Genomic DNA, 20,555 nt, shown 5'->3' with positions numbered 1-20,555 from the left:
ACTTGACCGAACACATCGGCCCGTCGGGTTTGACGTAGCCCAGACGGGTCATGCTCGGCCGCCGTTCATGGCCCGGACGGGCCACGGACGCCTCGATGCCGAGGGTTCAACTTCCGTTCGCTGCGGACTCCTGGGCAGCGAGCTCGGCCTTCCAGTCGCGGAAGCCCTCCTCGGTGCGACCCAGCCGCCAGTAGCCCGAGATCGAGACGTCCTCCCGAGGAAGACTCCGGTCGCCGAGCAGGTAGGGCCGGATGCCGTGCATGACGGCCTCGGCCTCGCCGTGCACGAACGCGTGCACCCGCCCCTCACGCCAGGGCAGTGCCCGGACGGCCTCGACCAGGGGCGCGTCGGCACCCCGGTGGAGCCAGACGACCTCGACGTCGGCGGCCGAGGGCAGCTCGACGTGGTGGTCGGGACCCGCGACCTCGAGGACGACGTACGCCGTCGCGCCCGCTGGCAGCGCGGCCACGGCAGCGCCGATCGCCGGGATCGCCGACTCGTCGCCGGCGAACAGGTGCCAGTCGGCCGCGGGGTCGGGGGCGTAGGCGCCGCCCGGGCCGCGCACGGTCAGCAGGTCGCCCGGCTCGGCGCGCGCGGCCCACGGGCCGGCGAAGCCGTCGTCACCGTGGACCACGAAGTCGATGGCCAGGGTGCCGGCCTCGACGTCGGGCTCGACGGCCGTGTAGGTGCGCACGACGTCACCGTCGGCGGTCGGGATGACCAGCTTGACGTAGCGGTCGGTGAAGACGCTCTCGGCGAAGGCACCGAGGTCGTCGGACCGGAAGCGCACGCGCACCAGGGTGGGGGTGCGGCGCTCGGTGGACGTGACGACGAGGTCGGTGGTTCCAGGCATGACGTTCCTTCGTTGGTCGAGCTTGTCGAGACCCCTGAACCCTACTTAGGCGACCCTAACTCGATGTCGCCAGCTCTTCCTCCGAGCGCAGCACGCAGAACTCGTTGCCCTCGGGATCCGCGAGGGTCACCCAGCCGGAGCCGGGGCCGTGGATCCCCCGGTGGTCGGCGACCTGGGTCGCGCCGTGCGCGATCAGGGTCACCACCTCCTCGTCGCGGGTCGCCGCACGCGGTCGCAGGTCGAGGTGCAGCCGGTTCTTGGCCGACTTGCTGTCCGGGACCTCGATGAACAGCAGCCGGTGGCCGGTCTCGGGGTCGCGGATCATGCACTCCTCGTGGCCCGGCAGGTTGGGGTCGCCCTCGAGGTCGACGTACCCCAGCACCGGCTTCCACCACTCGGAGAGCTCGTAGGCGTTGCTGCAGTCGATCGTCGTGTGCGAGATGAAGGCCGTCATGCGGACACTCTCACCGTCGGTGCGCCTGGCCTCAACCCCTGACCGGCGAGCCGGAGCGCGAGCACCCCCAGGAGTACGCCGATGGCGACACCGATCGTGTTGGAGAGCCAGTCGTTGGTCGAGCAGGATCGTCCGATCTCCGGGAGCATCGCCTGCGCCGCCTCGATCAGCGCGCTCCCTGCGCTCGCGGCCACCAGCACCCGCCCGGGACGACGCGTCGCGACAGCAGCGAAGAGCGCCGGCGCCACGAAGAGCACGACGTTGGCCGCCAGCTCGACGCGGCCGACCGTCGGCAACATCCACGCGACCTCGCACCGCTCGAACGCCGTCCGGTCGGTCGGGAGCATCGTCAGCACCACCACCGGGAGCGTCGCGAGACCGGTGAGCAGCCAGGCCGTGCCTGGCCGGTCGACCACCCGCCGTCCCACGACCGGACCGAGGATGGCGAGAAGGGCGAGTGCGGTCGGCGACAACCACGGGTGCTCGATCAGGAAGGTCGTGATCACACACCGACGCTACGAGGCCCCCGCAGGGCACGCCTCCCTCTCAGGTGCCGACCGGCCGTCCTCCGGTACCGCCCCGCGCGACGCTCTTGCGTGAGTTCCGACGGATCAGGAACGGCGGCACCATCACGGTCAGCGCCAGCGCGATGGCAGCCACCCACGCGGCGGCCTTCGCCTGGCCGGACCGGCCACCCGTCAGCGTGATCGGGGTCGCGGACGCCGTGACGGCTCCGGTCGCGGGATCGACCGCTCCCCCGGTGGACGCTCCGGTGAGCGGATCGACCGCGCCTGGCGCATTGCCACCGGCACCACCGCCTCCGGTGCCACCGGTCGTGCCGGTCCCGCCGGTGCCACCCGTTCCGCCGGTGCCACCCGTGCCACCGGTGCCGCCGGTGCCACCCGTGCCACCGGTGCCACCCGCGCCGCCGGTGCCGGTCGTGCCGTCACAGGTCTTGCCGACCTGCATGCACGCGGGCGGCTGCGGAGCGGACTGCAGGATGTTGAGCGCCGGGTTGTTGCACTGCGAGATGGGCGGCGACGCGACGGCGCCCGGGATCCGCTTCACCTGGTCGAAGCCTGCCTCCACCAGGTTCTTGGGCAGTGGCGAGTAGCCGAGGATGTCGGCCTTCTGCTGGCCGGCGCACAGGAAGTAGTTGATGAAGGTCGAGAGCGTCTTGCCCTTGTCGGCGTTGAACGGCTGGTCCGTCGAGGTCGGGATGACCATGTAGCTGTAGCTCGACATCGGGTAGGTCCGCGGGTCCTTGTTCGTGTAGGTCCCCTCGAGGTCCTGCGTCAGCGTCTTCGGGTTCACCTCGGCGCCCGTGAGAGCGACCGCCACGTTGCCGGCGGTCGGCTGCGTGTAGTAGCCCGCCTTGTTGAGCAGACTGACGACCGGGAAGTCGATCCGCTTGGCGTAGGCGTACTCGACGTAGCCGATCGAGCCCGCGCCGTACGACGCGGACACGTAGTTGGCCACACCGTTGGAGCCGACCTGCGCCTTGGAGTTCCCGAACGACGGGTAGAACGAGACGCTCGGGCAGTCGCTGCCGCCCAGGTGCAGCTTGTCGCGGATGAAGGGGCAGTAGATCGAGTTGGCCTGGCTGCGCATGTAGAGCGCGAACTGGGCCGAGGCGCCGGCGCCGTCGGAGCGGACCACCGGGATGATCGGGATGTCGGGCAGCGCCTTGCCGTAGTCCGCCTTGATGGCCGGGTCGCTCCACCGGGTGATCGCGCCGGTGAAGATCTTGGCCAGCGTCGTGCCCGACAGCCGGAGGTCACGGACCCGCTGGCCGCCGACGGTCAGGTTGTACATGAACGACGTACCGCCGGCGACGACCGGCAGGTAGGCGTAGTCGCGCGACGGCGTCTCGGCCTGCTGGCCCGGCTCGGGCGGGTTCTGGAACGGGATCTCGGTGTTGGCGAAGTCGACGGTGCCCTGGATGAACTGCGAGCGACCGTCGGTCGAGCCGGTGCCGGCGAAGTTGACGACCACGCCGCTGGCACGGACGTCGGCACGCCACGCGTCGATCGCGACCTGGCTCCAGGTCGAGCCCGCGCCCGAGATCGGAACGTAGCTGTCTGCCGCCTGGGCCGGCACCGGGACCAGCATCGCCCCAGCAGTCAGGGCGGCGGCCAGGATGCGCTTCACGAGATGTCTCCTTCGAGCGAGCGAACGTTGATGGCGTTGGGTGCGGGCGCGAGCCCGGCGGTGATGGCGATGCGGCGCTGCTGACGGCGGCTCATCTGGCCGGGCGCCTTGCCTCCCGCGATCCGGGCGAGGGCGAAGGCGACGACGACGAGCACGAGCAGCACGACCGCGGCACCGAAGGCCCGGGAGATGGCCTGGTCGAGAGGCAGCCGCATCTGGTTGAACACGAAGAGCGGCAGGGAGACCTGGGGGCCGTGGGTCGGGTCGGCGTTCATCTCGGCGGTCGAGCCCGCGACCAGCAGCACCGGCGAGGTCTCACCGATGACCCGCGCGACGCCGAGCAGCACGGCGGTGACCAGGCCGGACCGGGCGGTCGGCAGGACGACGCGGCGTACGGTCTGCCACTGCGTCGTGCCCAGGGCGAGCGACGCCTCGCGCAGCCCGTTGGGGACCAGCCGGAGCACGACCTCGGCGGTGGTGACGACGACCGGGATCATGCTGATGCTCAGCGCCATGGAGGCCGCGAGACCGCTGCGCTCCTGGCCGAACTGCAGGATCAGCATCGAGTAGATGAACAGGCCGGCGACGATCGTCGGCACCGCGCTCATCGCCTCGACGACGGTCCGGACGATCTTGGCGAGCTTGCCGCGGACCTCGCTGAGGTAGACCGCGGTGGCGATGCCGAGCGGGACGCTCAGGAGGACCGAGATGGCGACCTGCTCGAGGGTGCCGACGATCGCGGCGAGGATGCCACCCTGGTCGAGCGGCGCCTCCGGGCCGATGTACGCCGTCGTCTGCGTGTAGAAGTTCCAGTGCGTCAGCGCGTCGATGCCGCGGACCACCGTGAAGACCACGATGCCGACCAGGCAGGCGATCATCACCACGCCCGCCGACGTCACGAGCGCACCGACCAAGCGGTCGATCACGGCCATCCGGTCGAGCGACGTCGCGCTGACGGCGGCCAGCAGGATCAGGAAGACGAAGTACCAGCTGAGCCAGAAGCCGATCGTGCCGGAGATCGGCAGGAGCCGCTGGTACATCAGCCAGACCAGGGCCAGCGCGCCGAAGGCCGCCGAGGCGACGTGGAGCACGAGCTCGGGCGACACGCCGCCTACCCGGACGCGCTGCTGCACCGGTGCCGGAGTCCTGGTGGGAGAAGTCGTAGGAGGAGCTGTTGTCGTCGCCATGTCAGATCTCCGTCGCAGAGCCGGAGCGCGAGCGGCTCACCACGATGCCGGCGAGGGTGTTGATCACCAGCGTGAACAGGAAGAGCACGAGACCGGCACCGAGGAGACCGGACAGCGCGACGCCGCTGGACTCGGAGTAGCGCGACGCGATGTGCGAGGCGATGGTGTTGGTGCCGCTCTGCAGCGGGTGGGTCGTGAACTCGAACATCGGCGAGATCACGGCGTACACCACGATCGTCTCGCCGAGAGCCCGGCCGAGGCCGAGCATGATGCCGCCGACGATGCCGGCGCGGCCGAAGGGCAGCACGACGGTCTTGATCATCCCCCAGCGGGTGGCGCCCAGGGCGATCGCGCCCTCGCGCTCGCCGATCGGCGCCTGCGAGAAGACCTCGCGCATGATCGAGGTGACGGTCGGCATCACGACGACACCGACCGCGATGCCGGCGATGAACGCCGAGGAGGTGTACGACGAGGGCGAGTCGGGGGTGTTGACGCGCAGGAACGGCAGCCAACCGCCGAAGTGCACCGAGATCCACTGCGCGACGGTCAGCAGGTGCGCCTGCAGGAAGAACAGCGCCCACATCGCGTAGATGATCGACGGGACCGCCGCCATCAGGTCGACCAGCGTGATCAGCGAACCCTTGATCGAGCGCGGGGCGTACTCGCTGATGAACAACGCGGCGCCGAACCCGATCGGCACCGCGACGACGAGCGCGAAGAGCCCGACCAGCAGGGTGCCCCAGAGCAGCGACGCGACGCCGAAGGTCCCGGCCTCGGGCAACCACTGCCGCTCGGTGAAGAAGCTCCACCCCTGCTGGTGGAGGGCGGGCCAGGCGCCGATGAGCAGGAACAGGCCGATCAGGCCCATCACGACCAGCGTGGAGACCGCGGCCGACCGGGCCGCGACCACGAAGGTGCGGTCGGACGCCGTGGGCCGGGTCGCCAGGACACGACGCCCGCGGCTGTCGACGTCGGGAGAACGCGGCGCGACCGGCGCCGCCATCGTGGCCGTCATTCGGGGTCCCCGGGGAATCGTGGGCTGGAGGAGCGCAGCGGGGGAAGCGCAGGATTTCCTGGGGTGATCATCCGAATCGTCCGTTGACGTAGTCGTTGGTGCGCTGGTCGCGCGGGTTCTCGAAGATCTCGGTGGTCGGCCCCTGCTCGACGATGTGGCCGGGCTGGCCCTCGGCAGCGAGGAAGAACGCGCACTTGTCGGAGACCCGGTGGGCCTGCTGCATGTTGTGCGTGACGATCACGACCGTGACCTCGCCGGCGATCGCGCGGATGGTCTCCTCGACGCGACGCGTCGAGGTCGGGTCGAGGGCCGAGCAGGGCTCGTCCATGAGCAGCACGTCGGGGCGTACGGCGAGGGCGCGGGCGATGCAGAGCCGCTGCTGCTGACCGCCCGAGAGCGAGGAGCCCGGCGTACCGAGCCGGGTCTTCACCTCCTCCCACAGGCCGGCGCTGCGCAGGCTGCGCTCGACCAGGTCGTCCGCACCGCCCTTCTTGCGGCCGGTGCTGCGGCCGGTCAGCTTGAGGCCGGCGAGCACGTTGTCGTAGACGGACATGGTCGGGAACGGGTTGGCCTTCTGGAAGACCATCCCGATCCGGCGGCGGCTCTCGATCGGCCGCAGCGACGTGTCGTAGATGTCCTGACCGTCGAGCAGGACCTGGCCGGCGAGGCTCGCGCCCGGCACCAGCTCGTGCATCCGGTTGAGGATGCGCAGGAAGGTCGACTTGCCGCAGCCGGAGGGCCCGATCAGGGCCGTGACCTCGCCGGCCGCCATGGTCAGGTTGACGTCGTCGAGGACCTGGTGGTCGCCGAACCAGGCGCCGATGTGCTCGGCCACCAGCGCCGCCGGAAGGGTCGTCGGCGCGGCCGGGATGGTGAGGGTCTCGTCGGTGATGGTCATCGACTGGCCTTTCAGAGCGTGTTCGGGAGCAGGACGGCGAGGTTCTCGAAGACGTTCCAGAGAATCGCCAGGAGGACGGGGACGGCGCCGATCCACACGGCACGGACCTGGAACTTCAGCGCGGCCCAGGTGGCGAGCGCGGTGACCAGCAGCAACAGCTGCGCCCAGAGCAGCAGCGCGATGCCGCGCCCGCTACTACCGGAGCCCGGCTGCTCGTCGGGGCTCGCCGTCTGGCCGGTCGAGGCCGGCTGCGGGTCGCCCTTGAGCTGCGCGGTCACCTGCAGGCTGCGGTTCGGGGTGATCGGCGGGTCCGAGGTCACCAGCGTCAGGCGGGCCGGGACCGACTCGATCTGCGAGGCCTCGTCGGAGGTGCGGACCAGGTCGACGACGTAGGTGAACTGACCCTGGCCGGTGGTGACCAGGATCCGGTCGCCGGTCCGCAGCTGGTCGAGGTGACGGAACGGCGCACCGAACGCGGCACGACGACCCACCAGCACCGAGAGCCCGGCCTGTCCCGGCAGGACCGAGTCGGACTTGAGGCCGGGACCGCCGATGGTCTGCTCCGAGGCACTGCCCTCGACGAAGACCTGCTCGAGGCCGAGCCGTGGGATCGCGACCACGCCGAGGGCGGTCCCGGGCGGGATCACCCCCGCGACCGGGGCCGTGGCCTCGGCCAGGGTCTTCTTGAGCTCGGTGTAGCGCACGTCCTGGGTGCGGTTGGCCGCGAGCCCGGATCCGACGAAGAGGTAGGCACCGAAGGCCAGGATCAGCCCGGTCACCATGATCAGCCCGTAGGCGATCACCGTGGCCAACGTCAGCTCCCGCGGCTCGCGCGCGCCCTTCGGACCCTTCTCCCGGGCCTGCTTCGGCGCCTTCTCGGCCTTCGTGGTCCGCTTCCGGCCCTTCTTCTGGACCGCCACCGGAGTCGGCTCCTCGGGACCGGTCTCGACCTTCTCGGTCACCTCCGCAGCCACTGCGGCCCCCGACCCGAGCGACTCAGCCACAGCAGCACCGGGCCGGCCAGCAGGGCGAGCAGCGCCAGGACCCCGAGGAGGGGCAGCATCATCATCCGGTCACCGGCGCTCTGCTCGCCCACCGACAGCATCGTCGGACCGAGGTCGCCGGCCTTCGTCGGCGGGTCGACCAGGCTCGCCCCCGAGGGATCGGGGGTGCCGGGAGCGGGCCCCGCCGTGACCGGCGGGGCTCCGCTCCCTCCGCCGGGGGGTGCACCCGACGGGTCTGGGGGGTCCGTGCCGTCGCCGTCGCCACCGTCGCCGTCGCCACCGTCGTCCGGAGCGGTGTAACCCGCGAGGACGGCGGTGCGGGCAGCGGTGACCTGCTTGACGAGGGCAGGACTGAGAGGGGCGTGTCCTTCGGGGAGCAGACCGACCTGGTCACCAGGGACCTGGCCGTCCTTCCCGACGTACGAGAGGAAGTCGGCCATCTCGGCTCGCTCGTCCTTGGGGGCCATCGTGGAGAAGGCACCCGAGATCAGCAGCGAGAGCGGGTACGTCGACGGGAACTTGTCCGTGAAGTCGACCGAGCGCGTGACACCGTCGGCGCCGACCTTGCCGTGGGCGATGCCGGCGGTCATCGAGGCCGTCGTGGGCTTCACGAACTTCCCTGCGGCGTTCTCGATCGCGGCGGTCGGCAGCTGGAACCTGGCAGCGGCAGCCGCGTCGATGATGCCGATGACCTCACGTCGTCCGGGGTTCTGCCGCGGCGGCTTCGTGGTGATGTTGACGCCGCCCTCCTCGGTCACCAGCGCGCCCGGGAACTGCGCGAGCGAGACCTGGCGGGACAGGGCGTCGAGCTCCTGGACCGGTGCGTAGGTCTCCGACATCAGCTGGTCGAGCAGCGGGAACGACGAGAACGGCAGGCTGACGTCCTTGTAGTTGGCGTTGACGGTCATCCCCCACGGGTCCGGCTTGCCGGCGATGAAGTCGCGAGCGTCCTTGTCGGACTTCAGCCAGGTCGTCAGGGCGAGCGTCGTGTCCGACAGGTCGCCGAGGATCAGCGGGTGGTTGCCCGGGGCGCCGCCCGGCCAGGCGACGCCCGGGTTGAGCTCCTTGAACTCCGGGTCGCGGAAGAGGTTGACCGGGTTGTTGATGACCGCCGGGTTGCCGCCCGAGCGGTAGGAGCCGGTGATCAGCTTGGCGATCAGGCGGGGGTTCAACCGCATGTCCTGGACGGGCTTGCCGTTGGCGTCGTCGATCTGGAACGCGACCACCAGGCCGGTCACCGACAGCGGCGCGTAGACGACCCCGCGGCCGGCGGCTGCGTCGGCGTCGAGCGGGTCGATGACCAGGCCGACGTCGGACGTGCCCGAGGCGACGTCGGAGCGGGTCTGCGGCTCACCGATGGCGGTGTAGTCGACGATGACCGGGTCGTCGTCGAGGGTGCAGGTGCGGCTGCGCCAGCTGGCGAGAGCCTCGGCCGCGACGGGGCTGCCCTCGACGCGGAGCGAGTCGCCCGTCAGCGGGCAGGCGTCGTCGACAGGCAGGAAGTCGAGGGGTACGACGGTGCGCCGGTCCCACGCCCACGGGGCGTCCATCAGGTCCTCGGTCGCACCCTGCGGCCGGCCGTAGTTGGGGACCACGACGATCGAGCACGGCGCGGTGGCGTCACAGCCGAGGCCGGCGGACTCGCGCTTCGTGAAGACCTGGATCGCGACCTGGCCGGTGCCGTCGGAGCTGGTGACGTTGTCCTGCCAGTTGGCCGGGCCGTCGGGCGTGGCGTTGTAGGGGTCGGTCTGGCCGGGGTAGGTGAACGCCGGAACCGCCGGGATCGCCTCCGACTCCTCGGTGGCGTCGGTGCCTCGGAAGCCCGGGGACCCGTAGCAGTCGCTGGAGCTCTCCGGGTCGGCGCCGCGGCACTCGTAGACGCGCACCGGGTTCTCGGTGTTGACGTCGAGGGAGTCGCCGGAGTTCTGGAGCCGGTCCGACGAGCTCGGCTTGAAGCCGGCCCAGCTGACCAGGACGGTCTGGTTGACCAGGTCCTGCGTCTTGCTGACCGTCACGGTCGCACCGTCGCCTGCTCCCGGCGCCGGCACGGTGACCGCGTCGGAGTCCACTCTCGGCGCCGGTGCCGCCGAGGCGGCCAGCGGTGTCACTACCGCGGCGAGCAACGCCGCCGCGGCCACGATTCGGATGCACCCAATCCGCATGTTCTTCTGCTCCAGTTGTCGTTCTCTGTCGAGTCGTCGGGTGGTGGCGACGTCGCGCCGCCACCACCCGACGGTCGTGGTCGTGCTCGGCTAGCTGGCCTGTCCGCAGTAGCGGGACGCCGTGTGGTCATTGCCGAGCGGCGTGTTGCCGAACGGGATGAGCAGCTGGTCGGCGTTCGCGCACAGGTAGCCGGTGTCCTTGAAGATCGCCTTCAGGCTGTCCGGCGCGTCGTTGCGCACGGTGTTGAAGAAGATCCGCCCGAAGGCCGCGCTCGCGCCGGTCGTGAAGTCCGGGTTGAGCACCTCGTAGGAGACGCCGTTGAGCACCTTGGTGGTGACCGGCGGAGTCGTGGTGTTGACCAGGCCGATGTGCGTACCGCCCCGGTAGTCCTTGATGCCGACCGGCTCGTTGACCTGCGCGGCCCACTTCGTGACGGCGTACGGCGCGATGCCCTGCGGGTCACCGTTGAGCGTGCGACCGTCGTTCTGCTGCTGGGAGAAGACCGTCGGCAGCCCGGCGCAGCCGGCGTTGACGTTGTTGAGCGTCGTGCCGATCGCCTGCAGGAAGAACGTCAGCGTCGCGGCCGAGGCCGGTGGCAGGTAGACGTGGATGGGGCCGGCCTGGCCGCCCACCTCGCTCCAGTCCTGCGTGGTGCACTCGAAGATGTCCTTGAGCTGAGCCGCCGTCAGCGGCGTGGTCGGCGCGTAGGCGTTGCCGATCACGGCGTAGCTGACCGCGTCACGGCTCTGGGCGTAGAAGGTCAGGTTGGCCTCGGAGGCCGCCGTGCCCTTCGCCCGGCTCGAGCGCACCCAGTCGATGCAGTACTGCGACGGGTCGACCGTGCTCTTCTGGTTGAGCGTGATCGCCGTGATGCCGGCGTTCGCGCCGTTCGGTCGAGCGACCGAGCAGCCCGGCTTGGTGGTGATGTTCTCGCCGGCCGCACCCGTGTCCGGGTTGATCGCGTCGTACGACGCGAGCGTGTGGTCCGGCGCCGGGGTCTGCGCGTTGTACTTGAGCGTCAGGTTGTTGGTCAGCTCGGCGAACGCGTCGGCACCGACGGTGCTGTAGATCTGCGCGGCGGTCTTGCCCGGAGGCGGAGTGCCGGGCGACCCGGGGACCGGGTCAGCGGTTGCCACTCCGGCTCCGGCGATCGCCAGCGTCGAGGTGAGGCCGACCACCGCGATGGCGGAGGCGAGGCGTCGGTTCATCCGGTTTCCTTTGCGAGGGGTACGGGCGGACGGGGTCGTGGCGGCGCTCATCACTTCACCTGCAGGAGGCCGAGGGAGACGCTGGTCGCGCCGAGCACCTTCACGGAGACGGTGTGGGCGTCGTCGCCACCGAGGGCGAACTTCTCGACGACCGTGCCGGCCTTCTTGGCCTTGGTGTCCACCGTCTTCTTCTTGCCGTCGACCACGACCTGGGCCTTGCCGCCGGTGGGCGAGGTGCTGAAGGTGATCAGGAGCTGGCCGCCCACGACGGTCGCCGTCGCGGTCGAGCCCTTCTTCTTGCTCGTGAGGCCCTTCTTGCCGGGCGCCTTGGCGAACGCGTACTTCTTCCAGGTGCCGGTCGTGGTGACCCGCTTGTCGGTCCAGGCGTACTTGCCGGCGCTCAGCGCACCGTCGGGGACGCCGAACTGGCCGGTCGGGGCGAGTGCCACGCCCCGGAACTCGGTGTTGGACGGCGCCGTGGCGAGCACGTCGATGTCGGACGGGTCGAACGTCGCCGCGGCGCCGTTCGAGTCGGACAGCGCGAGCAGCTGGGTCGGCGTGGTCACCGCGAGGCTGACCTTGCCGCCCTTGACGTCGGCCACCAGGCCGGTCGCCCCGTCGACGTCGACGTAGCCGCTGCTGGTCCAGGTCGAGCCGCTGAAGCGGTACTTGTCGACCGTGCCGCCGCGCTCGGAGGAGTTGGCGACGTACAGCGTGTCGAGACCCGTGCCGGCGTAGCTCGCCGAGGTCAGGTCGAGGAAGGCGTAGCCGTAGGTCAGGAGGTTGTCCGGCAGGCCCGCGAGGTCGGTCAGGGTCGCCGAGCCGGCGGGCGTCCCCGTGCCGACCGCCGCGAGGCGGTTGGTGAGGATGCCGCTCGCGAAGAGCTGGCCGCCCTGGATGGTGAGGGAGTTGATGTTGCTGTCCGCGGTGCCGGCGGTGGTGGTCACCGTGCCGGAGCCGATCGCGGTGGAGAGGACGCCGCCGTTGCCGCCGGCCGCCCAGATCCGCTTGCCGTTGGTGACGGCCGAGCGCACGATCTTCGGGGCGTTCGCACCGGTCAGGACGGTGCTGGTGTCGATGGTGCCGTCGACGTCGACGATGCCGACGACGCGGCCCACCGAGGACGGGTCGGAGCCGGTCAGCGAGATCCCGCCAGGACCGGTGGTGCCCGGGGTGGCTGCGTAGCCGGTCAGCGTGACCAGGCCACCGTCGGCCGAGTTGGCGATCAGGCCCTCGGAGCGGGACTGGCCCGCCGACGTCAGCGGCTGGTTGCCGGCCTTGGCGGCGGTCGGCAGCGCCACCGTCGAGACCTTGGTGCCGGCCGCGGTGTACTCGTCGAGGTAGACGGGCGCGGCGGCGTTGGTGAGGGCACCGGACCCGTCACCGACGCGGTAGACGACCAGGTTGCCGCCGGTGAACTTCACCGCCTGCGCATCGGAGGACGCCAGCAGGGGGACGGCGGCCGCGGCGAGAGAGACCGCCACGACACCGCCGAGGATGCGCAGGGGTTTGCGCATGAGGACCTCACTTCGACTAAGGAGACAGGCGACCGCAGTCGCGATGGGAGAGCTTCACCCGAGTGAAATCCAGTAAGTGCACTGGATTGGTCGAAATAATGTGTTTTATCGACGACGCGGTCAAGCGAAACGCGCAACGCCACCACGCCTCAGGCGTGGTGGCGTGGGAGAACCATCCGATCGGGCCATCCGGCATGGCCCGGATGGACTATCTGTCGCTGGGGCGCAGGATCCCGTGCTCGGCGAGGAGACCCCGCAGCCGTTCGTGGCCCTCGGCCAGCTCCCAGCGCTCCGCGACCAGGCCGACGGACCGGGCGCCGTCGACGTTGGCCTGCTTGTCGTCGACGAAGAAGACGGTCTCGGCGGGCGCGCCGATCAACGACACGGCCTTCTGGAAGTACGCCGGGTCGGGCTTGGCGACGCCGATGTCGCACGAGTAGACGCCGATGTCGAAGAGGTCGTCGTAGCCCAGGGTCTCGCGCATGTAGCGCGCCCGGTGCGTGTCCTGGTTGGTGCCCAGGTGGACGCCGTAGCCCGCGGCGCGCAGCTCGTCGACGAGCGACAGCGACGCCGGGTCGACGACGATCGAGCCCCACATCGCGGCGACCAGGACGGACGGGACGGCGTCGATGCCGTGGCGTCGGGCGAGCGCGTCGAACGCCTCGAGGACGTCGATCTCCCCACGCAGTCCCGGCTGCTGGAGCTCACCGATGTCGGCGAGGAACTCCGGCGTCAGCCGTGCGGTGACAGACGCAGCGGAGTCGTCCCACCGGCCGGGGTGCTGGACGACCTCGTCGGCGTCCAGGAGCACGTGGCGGATCTGGTCGCGGGTCATCCGGCGGAGGTGACTCCGTGCTCCTTCACGAAAGCGACGATGCGCTCGGCGAGCTCGGGACGACACACGATCAGGTCGGGCAGGTAGACGTCGTCCTGGTTGTACTCGAGCGGCGTCCCGTCGATCCGCGAGGTGAACAGGCCGGCCGCACGGGCGACGGCCACGGGGGCCGCGGAGTCCCACTCGTACTGACCCCCCGCGTGCACGTAGGCGTCGGTGATGTCGCGGACGACGGACATCACCTTCACGCCGGCCGAGCCCATCGCCACGAGCTCGGCGTCGATCTCCTCGGCCAGCACCGTGACGAACTCCGGCGGGCGGCTGCGGGAGACCGCGATCCGCGGGCGCGCTGCGCTGCTGGGGGGTACGACGGAGGGCTGGCCGGTGTTGAAGGTCTCGCCGAGCACCGGCTGGGCGACTGCACCGGCCACCAGGTCGCCGTCCTGCCACAGGGCGACGTGGACGGCCCAGTCGTCGCGCGGCGGCTCGGAGAACTCCCTGGTGCCGTCGAGCGGGTCGACGATCCACACCCGGCTGGCCTCGAGCCGGGCCTTGTCGTCCTTGCCCTCCTCGGACAGGACGGCGTCGTCGGGACGGTGCTCGGCGAGCAGGCCCATCAGCAGCTCGTGAGCAGCCCGGTCGCCGGCGTCCTTCAGCTCCCGGCCCTCGAGACCCTCGCCGCGCACCTCGAGCAGACGCTCCCCCGCGACCGTCGCCAGCCAGGTGGCGAGCACGTGGTCGTCGGTGGCGGCTTCAGCGGGGGGCGTTCCGGGCACGAAGGTCATGGGGTGACCCTATCCAGGTGTCGCCCTAGGAGTTGAACCGCTGCTGGGTCCGCTCGAGACCGTCGGTGACCAGGGTCTCGACGGCGTCGGCAGCGGTGTCGACCTGGAAGGGCAGGACCTTCTTCTCGGTCGACGAGTAGTTCGAGAGCACGAAGTCGGCGACGTCCTGACGCCCGGGCGGGCGACCGATGCCGACGCGCACCCGGTGGAAGTCTCCGGTGCCGAGCGACGACCGCATCGAGCGGAGGCCGTTGTGGCCGTTGTCGCCGCCGCCGAGCTTGACCCGCATCGTGTCGAAGGGGATGTCGAGCTCGTCGTGGATCGCGATGATCCGCTCCGGCGGCACCTTGTAGAAGGCGGCCAGCTGCTTGACGGGCCCACCCAGCTCGTTCATGTAGCACCGGGCCTTCATCAGCACGACGCGCGGCCCGGGCGCCCCCGGCGTACCGAGCCGTCCCTCGACGACCTCGGCCCGTCCCGACTTGTGGGCCTTGAACGGCGAGCCGAGGCGGGTGGCCAGCTCGTCGACGACGAGGTAGCCGATGTTGTGGCGGTGGCCGGCGTAGGAAGGGCCGGGATTCCCCAGCCCGACCACCAACCACACGGGGGTGGTGGAGTCGGTCATGGAATCCCGGCCCTTTCTACGAAACAGGTGGAGGATCACTCCTCGGTGGCGGCCTCGTCGCTCGAACCGGCCTCGTCCTCGGCGCCGACCTCGTCGACGTCGTTGTCGGACTCCTCGCGCTCGATGCCGGCCTCGGCCTCGGCCTCCTCGAGCTCGGCCTCCAGCGCCTCCTGCGACTGCTGCTGGGTGACGTTGACGATCAGCGCCTCCGGGTCGAGGAGCAGGGTGCTGCCCGACGGGAGCTTGAGGTCGGAGGCGTGGATCTGGGTGCCGGCCTCGGCGCCCTCGATGTCGACCTCGATGAACTCGGGGATGTGCGTGGCCTCGGCCTCGAGCTGGATCGTGGCGTTCTCGGTCACGACCAGGGTCTCGCGAGCAGCCTCGCCGACCAGGTGGACCGGGACGTCGACGGTGACCTTCTCGCCCTTGACCACGGCGACGAAGTCGACGTGCTCGAGGTGACGCTTGATCGGGTCGACCTGGACCTGCTTGGTCAGGGCGAGCTGGGTCTTGCCGTCGATGTCGAGCTCGAGCAGCGCGTTGGCGCCGCCGTGCTTGAGCGCCATCATCGTGGCGTGGCCCGGCAGGGTGACGTGGATGGGGTCGTTCCCGTGGCCGTAGATGACGGCGGGAACCTTGTCCTCGCGGCGGATGCGGCGGGCAGCGCCCTTGCCGAACTCGGTGCGGGTCTCGGCCTTGATCTTCTCGGTGCTCATGCGGCTGCTCTCCTCAGTGATGCTGACTGTTCAACGTCTCGGGGCCTCGGCACGACGGCGGCACACCCGTGAGGATCAGCCAGCCCTGTCGATCACGGAGAGTCGGGGACTCTCCCTCGCCGAGGCAACTGCAACAGACTAGACGGCAGGCACCCGTAGGGTCGAATCGTGAGCCTCACCCTCGACGAAGCCCGCGCACGAGCGGCGGCCCTGTCCGAGATCTCGTACGCCGTCGCGCTCGACCTGACGGACCCCGGGAGCGGCGGCTTCGGCTGCCGGACCACGGTGCGCTTCAGGTCCTCGGTCCCCGACACCTTCCTCGAGCTGACCGCGGCCACCGACCTCACGGTCACCCTCGACGGGACGCCCTTCTCCCCGGCGTACGACGGCCGCCGGATCCACCTGACCGGGCTCGACGGGCGCCACGAGGTCGTCGTGGACGCACGGCTGCCGCTCGTCACCGACGGTGACGGCATGCACCGGATGGTCGACCCGGCCGACGGCGAGACCTACGTGAGCGCCTACCTGGGCATGGACGTCGCCCAGAAGGTCTTCGCGTGCTTCGACCAGAACGACCTGAAGGCACCGGTCGCGCTGAGCGTCGACGCCGACCCGTCGTGGACCGTGCTCGCCAACGGCGCCACCGTTGTCAGCGGCGACGGGCACTGGGAGTTCGCGGAGACCCCGCCCATCCCCGTCGCGCTCGTCGTGGCCGCCGCCGGCCCGTGGGCGTCGGTGCGGTGGGAGCACGCCGGGCTGCCGTTCGGCTGGCACGCGCGCGCGTCGCTCGCCGAGGAGCTGCACCGTGACGCCGACGAGCTGCGCGACATCACCGAGCGCTGCTACGACCACTTCGCCGAGATCTTCGACGAGCCCTACCCCTTCGACTCCTACGACCAGGTGTTCGTGCCCGGCCTCAACTGGGGCGCCCAGGAGATGCCGGGGTGCGTCACCTACCGCGACGAGTTCCTCCCTCGCGGCACCGTCCCCGAGCACGTGCGGATGTTCCGCACGTCCGTGATCGCCCACGAGATGTCGCACATGTGGTTCGGCGACCTGGTGACGATGACCTGGTGGGAGGACACCTGGCTGCAGGAGAGCTTCGCCGACTACATGGGCTACCGGGTCGCCGCCGACGCGGTCGGCGTCACCGGCGCCCTGCTCGGCCACGAGGCAGGTCGCAAGCCCGACGCGTACGACGCCGACGCACGCCCCTCGACCCACCCGATCGCGCCCGACCCCGGGGACGTCCCCGACGTCGACGCGGCCGCGACGATCTTCGACGCGATCTCCTACGCCAAGGGCAACTCCGTCCTCCGGCAGCTGGTGACGTGGCTCGGCGACGAGACCTTCCTGCGCGGCGTGAACACCTACCTGACGCGCCACCGCTTCGCGAATGCCACGCTCGCCGACTTCGAGGCGGCTCTCGACGAGGCCTCCGACCGTGACGTGCGCGAGTGGGTGGACGTCTGGCTGCGGCGGACCGGCTTCGACACGATCCGGGTCGAGCGCGACGGTGACGTCCCGGTGCTCCACCGCGACGGCGTGCGCCCGCACCGGATCCGCGTCACGGCGTACGACGACCGCTGGGTCCCGGTCGGCAGCGAGCTCGTCGACCTGGCGGGCGACCCGGTCGCGCTCCCGGCGTACGCCGGACTGGCGGTGGTGCCCAACAGCCACGGCGAGACCTTCGCGCGGATCGTCCTCGACGAGCCGTCCTGGACCGCGGCGTCCGAGGGGCTGTGCCGGGTCGAGGACGACCTGGTCCGGGCCGTGCTCTGGACGATGCTCTTCGACCGGGTGCAGACCCGGGCCCTGGACGCGACGGCGTACGCCGAGCTGGTCGGGCAGCACCTGCCCGGCGAGCGCAGCGCGACCCTGGTGACGGCCGTCCTCAACCGCACGCTCCTGCGCGTCCTGCCGACGCGGGTCGACGCGGGCTCGGTCCCGGACTTCCTCGAGACCGTCGCGGCGGCCTGCAGCACCGGGCTGCTGCACGCGACGACGCCCGAGCTGGCGCTGGCCTTCGCGACCGGCTTCGCGGCCACGACGACCGACGCCGAGGCCCTGCGCGGATGGCTCGACACCGACGCGGTCGGAGGCCTGCCCCTCTCCCCCGTGCTGCGCTGGTGCGTCGTCCAGCGGCTGGCCGCCCTGGGCGCGATCGGGGCGGAGGACATCGAGACCGAGCGGACCCGCCGACCCGGCACCGAGGCCGAGGTCGGCGCGGTCGCGGCCCTCGCCGCCCGGCCGGACCCGGTCGCCAAGGAGGCAGCCTGGGCGCTCGTGTCGGACCCGGCCGTCGACAACCGCGTGTTCGTCGCGGCCCTCTCGGGCCTGTGGGACCCGGAGCGTCCCGACCTGGTGGCGCCGTACGTCGAGCGTTACCTGCGCGAGGCTCCCGGCTGGGCCGCTCGCGTGCAGGCCTTCGCCCAGGTGGTCGGTCGCGCCCGGCCGTCGCTGGTCCTCACCGAGACGCAGCTCGCCCTGCTCGACGAGGCGCTCGCGGGCGACCTGCCGACCGTGCTCCGCCGGCAGTGGGACGACTGGCGCGACGACCTCGCCTAGGCGTGCCCGTCGAACATCGAGGTGACCGAGCCGTCCTCGAAGACCTCGCGGATGGCGCGCGCGACGAGCGGTGCGATCGACAGGCAGGTGAGCTTGTCGAACTGCTGGTCGGCGTTGAGCGGCAGCGTGTTGGTCACGACGACCTCGTCAGCCGGGGAGTTCTTGAGCCGGTCGACCGCGGGGTCGGAGAGGATCGCGTGGGTGGCGGCGATGATCACGCCGGCCGCACCGTCGGCCATCAGCGCCTCGGCGGCCTTCACGATGGTGCCGCCGGTGTCGATCATGTCGTCGACGAGCACGCACATGCGGCCGGTCACGTCACCGACGACGCGGTTGGCGACGGTCTCGTTGGGCCGGTCGATGCGCCGCGACTTGTGGATGAAGGCCAGCGGGGCACCGCCGAGGCGGGCCGACCAGCGCTCGGCGACCTTGATCCGGCCGGCGTCCGGCGAGACCACGGCGAGCGGCTGGTTGCCGTACTTCTCCCGGACGTAGTCGGCCAGGATCGGCAGCGCCATCAGGTGGTCGACCGGGCCGTCGAAGAAGCCCTGGATCTGGTCGGCGTGCAGGTCGACGGTGATCAGCCGGTCGGCACCCGCGGTCTTGAACAGGTCGGCCATCAGCCGCGCCGAGATCGGCTCGCGGCCGCGGTGCTTCTTGTCCTGGCGGGCGTAGCCGTAGAACGGCATGACCACGGTGATCCGCTTCGCCGACGCGCGCTTGAGGGCGTCGACCATGATCAGGTGCTCCATGATCCACTCGTTGATCGGAGCCGTGTGGCTCTGGATCACGAAGGCGTCGCAGCCGCGGACCGACTCCTCGTAGCGGACGTAGATCTCGGAGTTCGCGAACTCGTACGCCGACTGCGGGACCAGGTCGGTGCCCAGCAGGGTGGCGACCTCTTCGGAGAGCTCGGGGTGAGCCCGTCCGCTGAAGACCATCAGATTCTTTTCGGTGGTCTTCTTGTATCCGGTCACGGTGTGCTGCTCCTCGGTCGCCGGCTGTTCACTCAGGATTCTGCCACGTCGTCGTCGTCGTCCGGACGGGTGCCCATCGCTGCCTCTGCGGCCTCCGCCTGCGGGGTGCCGGGCCGCTTCGCGACGGCCCAGCCCTCGAAGTTGCGCTGCGGTCCGGCCGACACGGCCAGGGCTCCTGGCGGGACGTCCTGACGCACGACGGTGCCGCCCCCGGTGCCGGCGCCGTCGCCGATCTCGACGGGAGCGACGAACGTGTTGTTGGAGCCGGTCTTCGCGTGCTTGCCGACCTTCGTGCGGTGCTTGGCGACGCCGTCGTAGTTGGCGAAGATCGTGCCGGCCCCGATGTTGGCGCCCTCGCCGATCTCGGCGTCGCCGACGTACGACAGGTGCGGCACCTTGGCCCCGTCGCCGATCACGGCGTTCTTGGTCTCGACGAAGCCGCCGATCTTGCCGCGCGCGCCGAGGTTCGTGCCGGGGCGGAGGTAGGAGTAGGGACCGACGTTCGCCTCGTCGCCGATCACGGCGAGCTCGCCGTGGGTGCGTACGACGCGGGCGCCGGCGCCGACCTCGCAGTCCTTGAGCGTGGAGTCCGGCCCGATCACCGCGTCGGTCGCGACGACCGTCGCACCCAGCAGCTGGGTGCCGGGCAGGATCGTGACGTCCGGCGCGAGCACGACGTCGGCGTCGATCCAGGTGGTCGCGGGGTCCATCACGCTGACGCCCTCGCGCATCCAGCCCTCGACGATCCGGCGGTTGAGCTCGGCCCCGAGCCTCGCGAGCTGGACCCGGTCGTTGACGCCCTCGGTCTGCATCACGTCGTCGATCGGGTGGGCGCCGACGGTCAGGCCGTCCTCGCGGGCCAGGGCGATCGTGTCGGTGAGGTAGTACTCGCCCTTCGAGTTGTCGTTGCCCAGCCGGGGCAGGGCCGCCATCAGGAACTCGGCGTCGAAGGCCAGGATCCCGGAGTTGATCTCGCGGACCTCGCGCTGGGCGCGGGTCGCGTCCTTCTCCTCGACGATCGCCTCGACGTCGCCCTCCTCGTTGCGCAGCACCCGTCCGTAGCCGAACGGGTCGGCCACGATCCCGCTCAGGATCGAGACCGCGCGCTGGGCGGCGTCGTGCTCAGCTGCGAAGGCGCGCAGCGACTCGCCCCGGAGCAGCGGGGTGTCGCCGTACGCGACGACGACCGTGCCGGTCACACCGCCGGCCGCCTCGACGGCCGCGCGGACGGCGTCGCCGGTGCCGCGCTGCTCCTCCTGCACGGCGAGGACGACGTCCGGGTAGAGCTCCGAGATGTGCGCGCCGACCGCCTCGCGCTGGTGGCCCACGACGGCGATGACGCGCTCGGGCTCCAGGACCTGGGCGGCCGCGAGGACGTGACCGATCATGCTGCGGCCCGCGATCGGGTGCAGCACCTTCATGGTCTTGGACTTCATGCGGGTGCCGCCGCCGGCGGCCAGCACGATCACGGTCAGCCCGGCCGTCTGTTCCATGCTCACGCTCCCCGGGTAGGAGTCGAACCTACGTCGCTAGTCCTGATTCAAAGTCAGGCGGGCCCTGCCGGCAGACCAACCGGGGAATGCATCCCTCAGGGGGACA

At 70.8% G+C, this 20,555-nt stretch carries 18 protein-coding genes and 1 tRNA gene; 1 reads left to right on the top strand and 18 read right to left on the bottom strand.

What is annotated here, in order from left to right:
* Positions 1–106: 106 nt before the first annotated feature.
* The 15 genes from ABLE68_RS12450 to ABLE68_RS12380 all read right to left on the bottom strand — a co-directional run bounded on the left by ABLE68_RS12450 (position 107) and on the right by ABLE68_RS12380 (position 15,411).
* Positions 107–853: a siderophore-interacting protein gene (locus ABLE68_RS12450; RefSeq protein ID WP_348871701.1), complete on the bottom strand. Its 747-nt coding sequence runs from the start codon at positions 851–853 to the stop codon at positions 107–109.
* Between the two features lie 55 nt (positions 854–908).
* Positions 909–1,307 carry a VOC family protein gene (locus ABLE68_RS12445; RefSeq protein ID WP_348871700.1) on the bottom strand — a complete coding sequence of 133 codons (399 nt, stop codon included), beginning with the start codon at positions 1,305–1,307 and terminating at the stop codon, positions 909–911.
* Complete coding sequence (locus ABLE68_RS12440; protein ID WP_348871699.1) at positions 1,304–1,813, bottom strand: VanZ family protein; 510 nt, start codon at positions 1,811–1,813, stop codon at positions 1,304–1,306. The genes ABLE68_RS12445 and ABLE68_RS12440 overlap by 4 nt, the downstream gene beginning before the upstream one ends.
* 40 nt (positions 1,814–1,853) lie before the next feature.
* A complete protein-coding gene (locus tag ABLE68_RS12435; RefSeq protein ID WP_348871696.1) occupies positions 1,854–3,458 on the bottom strand; it encodes a phosphate ABC transporter substrate-binding protein PstS in 1,605 nt (534 codons plus the stop codon).
* A complete protein-coding gene (pstA, locus tag ABLE68_RS12430; RefSeq protein ID WP_348871695.1) occupies positions 3,455–4,564 on the bottom strand; it encodes a phosphate ABC transporter permease PstA in 1,110 nt (369 codons plus the stop codon). Before pstA ends, ABLE68_RS12435 begins: the two co-directional genes overlap by 4 nt.
* A gap of 82 nt (positions 4,565–4,646) precedes the next feature.
* On the bottom strand, positions 4,647–5,660 hold the full coding sequence (gene pstC, locus ABLE68_RS12425) for a phosphate ABC transporter permease subunit PstC (RefSeq protein ID WP_348871693.1): 1,014 nt from the start codon (positions 5,658–5,660) through the stop codon (positions 4,647–4,649).
* Between the two features lie 67 nt (positions 5,661–5,727).
* Positions 5,728–6,558: a phosphate ABC transporter ATP-binding protein PstB gene (gene pstB / locus ABLE68_RS12420; RefSeq protein WP_348871692.1), complete on the bottom strand. Its 831-nt coding sequence runs from the start codon at positions 6,556–6,558 to the stop codon at positions 5,728–5,730.
* A gap of 11 nt (positions 6,559–6,569) precedes the next feature.
* Entirely contained in the window at positions 6,570–7,520 is a 951-nt protein-coding gene (locus tag ABLE68_RS12415; protein WP_348871691.1) for a sortase, read from the bottom strand.
* On the bottom strand, positions 7,517–9,577 hold the full coding sequence (locus ABLE68_RS12410) for a hypothetical protein (RefSeq protein WP_348871690.1): 2,061 nt from the start codon (positions 9,575–9,577) through the stop codon (positions 7,517–7,519). Before ABLE68_RS12410 ends, ABLE68_RS12415 begins: the two co-directional genes overlap by 4 nt.
* Before the next feature lie 237 nt (positions 9,578–9,814).
* Complete coding sequence (locus ABLE68_RS12405) at positions 9,815–10,933, bottom strand: substrate-binding domain-containing protein (RefSeq protein WP_348871688.1); 1,119 nt, start codon at positions 10,931–10,933, stop codon at positions 9,815–9,817.
* A 50-nt stretch (positions 10,934–10,983) separates the two neighbouring features.
* On the bottom strand, positions 10,984–12,450 hold the full coding sequence (locus tag ABLE68_RS12400; RefSeq protein ID WP_348871687.1) for a hypothetical protein: 1,467 nt from the start codon (positions 12,448–12,450) through the stop codon (positions 10,984–10,986).
* Positions 12,451–12,658: 208 nt separating this feature from the next.
* Positions 12,659–13,285 carry an HAD family hydrolase gene (locus ABLE68_RS12395; protein WP_348871685.1) on the bottom strand — a complete coding sequence of 209 codons (627 nt, stop codon included), beginning with the start codon at positions 13,283–13,285 and terminating at the stop codon, positions 12,659–12,661.
* Positions 13,282–14,070 carry a 3'(2'),5'-bisphosphate nucleotidase CysQ gene (locus ABLE68_RS12390; RefSeq protein ID WP_348871684.1) on the bottom strand — a complete coding sequence of 263 codons (789 nt, stop codon included), beginning with the start codon at positions 14,068–14,070 and terminating at the stop codon, positions 13,282–13,284. The genes ABLE68_RS12395 and ABLE68_RS12390 overlap by 4 nt, the downstream gene beginning before the upstream one ends.
* Positions 14,071–14,095: 25 nt before the next feature.
* The gene (pth, locus tag ABLE68_RS12385; protein WP_348871682.1) at positions 14,096–14,695 is read right to left on the bottom strand and encodes an aminoacyl-tRNA hydrolase; all 600 of its coding nucleotides are present in this window, start codon (positions 14,693–14,695) and stop codon (positions 14,096–14,098) included.
* Positions 14,696–14,730: 35 nt separating this feature from the next.
* A complete protein-coding gene (locus ABLE68_RS12380; RefSeq protein WP_348871680.1) occupies positions 14,731–15,411 on the bottom strand; it encodes a 50S ribosomal protein L25/general stress protein Ctc in 681 nt (226 codons plus the stop codon).
* Positions 15,412–15,579: 168 nt separating this feature from the next.
* On the opposite strand from ABLE68_RS12380, the gene pepN reads away from it, so the two are divergent.
* The gene (gene pepN, locus ABLE68_RS12375; protein WP_348871679.1) at positions 15,580–17,979 is read left to right on the top strand and encodes an aminopeptidase N; all 2,400 of its coding nucleotides are present in this window, start codon (positions 15,580–15,582) and stop codon (positions 17,977–17,979) included.
* Here the strand turns inward: pepN and ABLE68_RS12370 are convergent.
* From ABLE68_RS12370 to ABLE68_RS12360, 3 genes are all read right to left on the bottom strand, one after another.
* A complete protein-coding gene (locus ABLE68_RS12370) occupies positions 17,976–18,956 on the bottom strand; it encodes a ribose-phosphate diphosphokinase (RefSeq protein ID WP_348871677.1) in 981 nt (326 codons plus the stop codon). The two genes, pepN and ABLE68_RS12370, sit on opposite strands and share 4 nt — an antisense overlap.
* A gap of 32 nt (positions 18,957–18,988) precedes the next feature.
* Positions 18,989–20,449, bottom strand: a complete 1,461-nt coding sequence (glmU, locus tag ABLE68_RS12365) for a bifunctional UDP-N-acetylglucosamine diphosphorylase/glucosamine-1-phosphate N-acetyltransferase GlmU (protein ID WP_348873267.1) — start codon at positions 20,447–20,449, stop codon at positions 18,989–18,991.
* A gap of 7 nt (positions 20,450–20,456) precedes the next feature.
* Positions 20,457–20,535: transfer RNA gene (locus ABLE68_RS12360), tRNA-Gln, on the bottom strand.
* Positions 20,536–20,555: the final 20 nt, after the last annotated feature.

It is taken from the genome of Nocardioides pollutisoli, assembly GCF_040045055.1.
Taxonomy (GTDB): Bacteria; Actinomycetota; Actinomycetes; order Propionibacteriales; family Nocardioidaceae; genus Nocardioides; species Nocardioides tweenelious.
The sequence above is the reverse complement of the archived record's forward strand: the minus strand, read 5'-3'. Positions and strand labels throughout refer to the sequence as shown.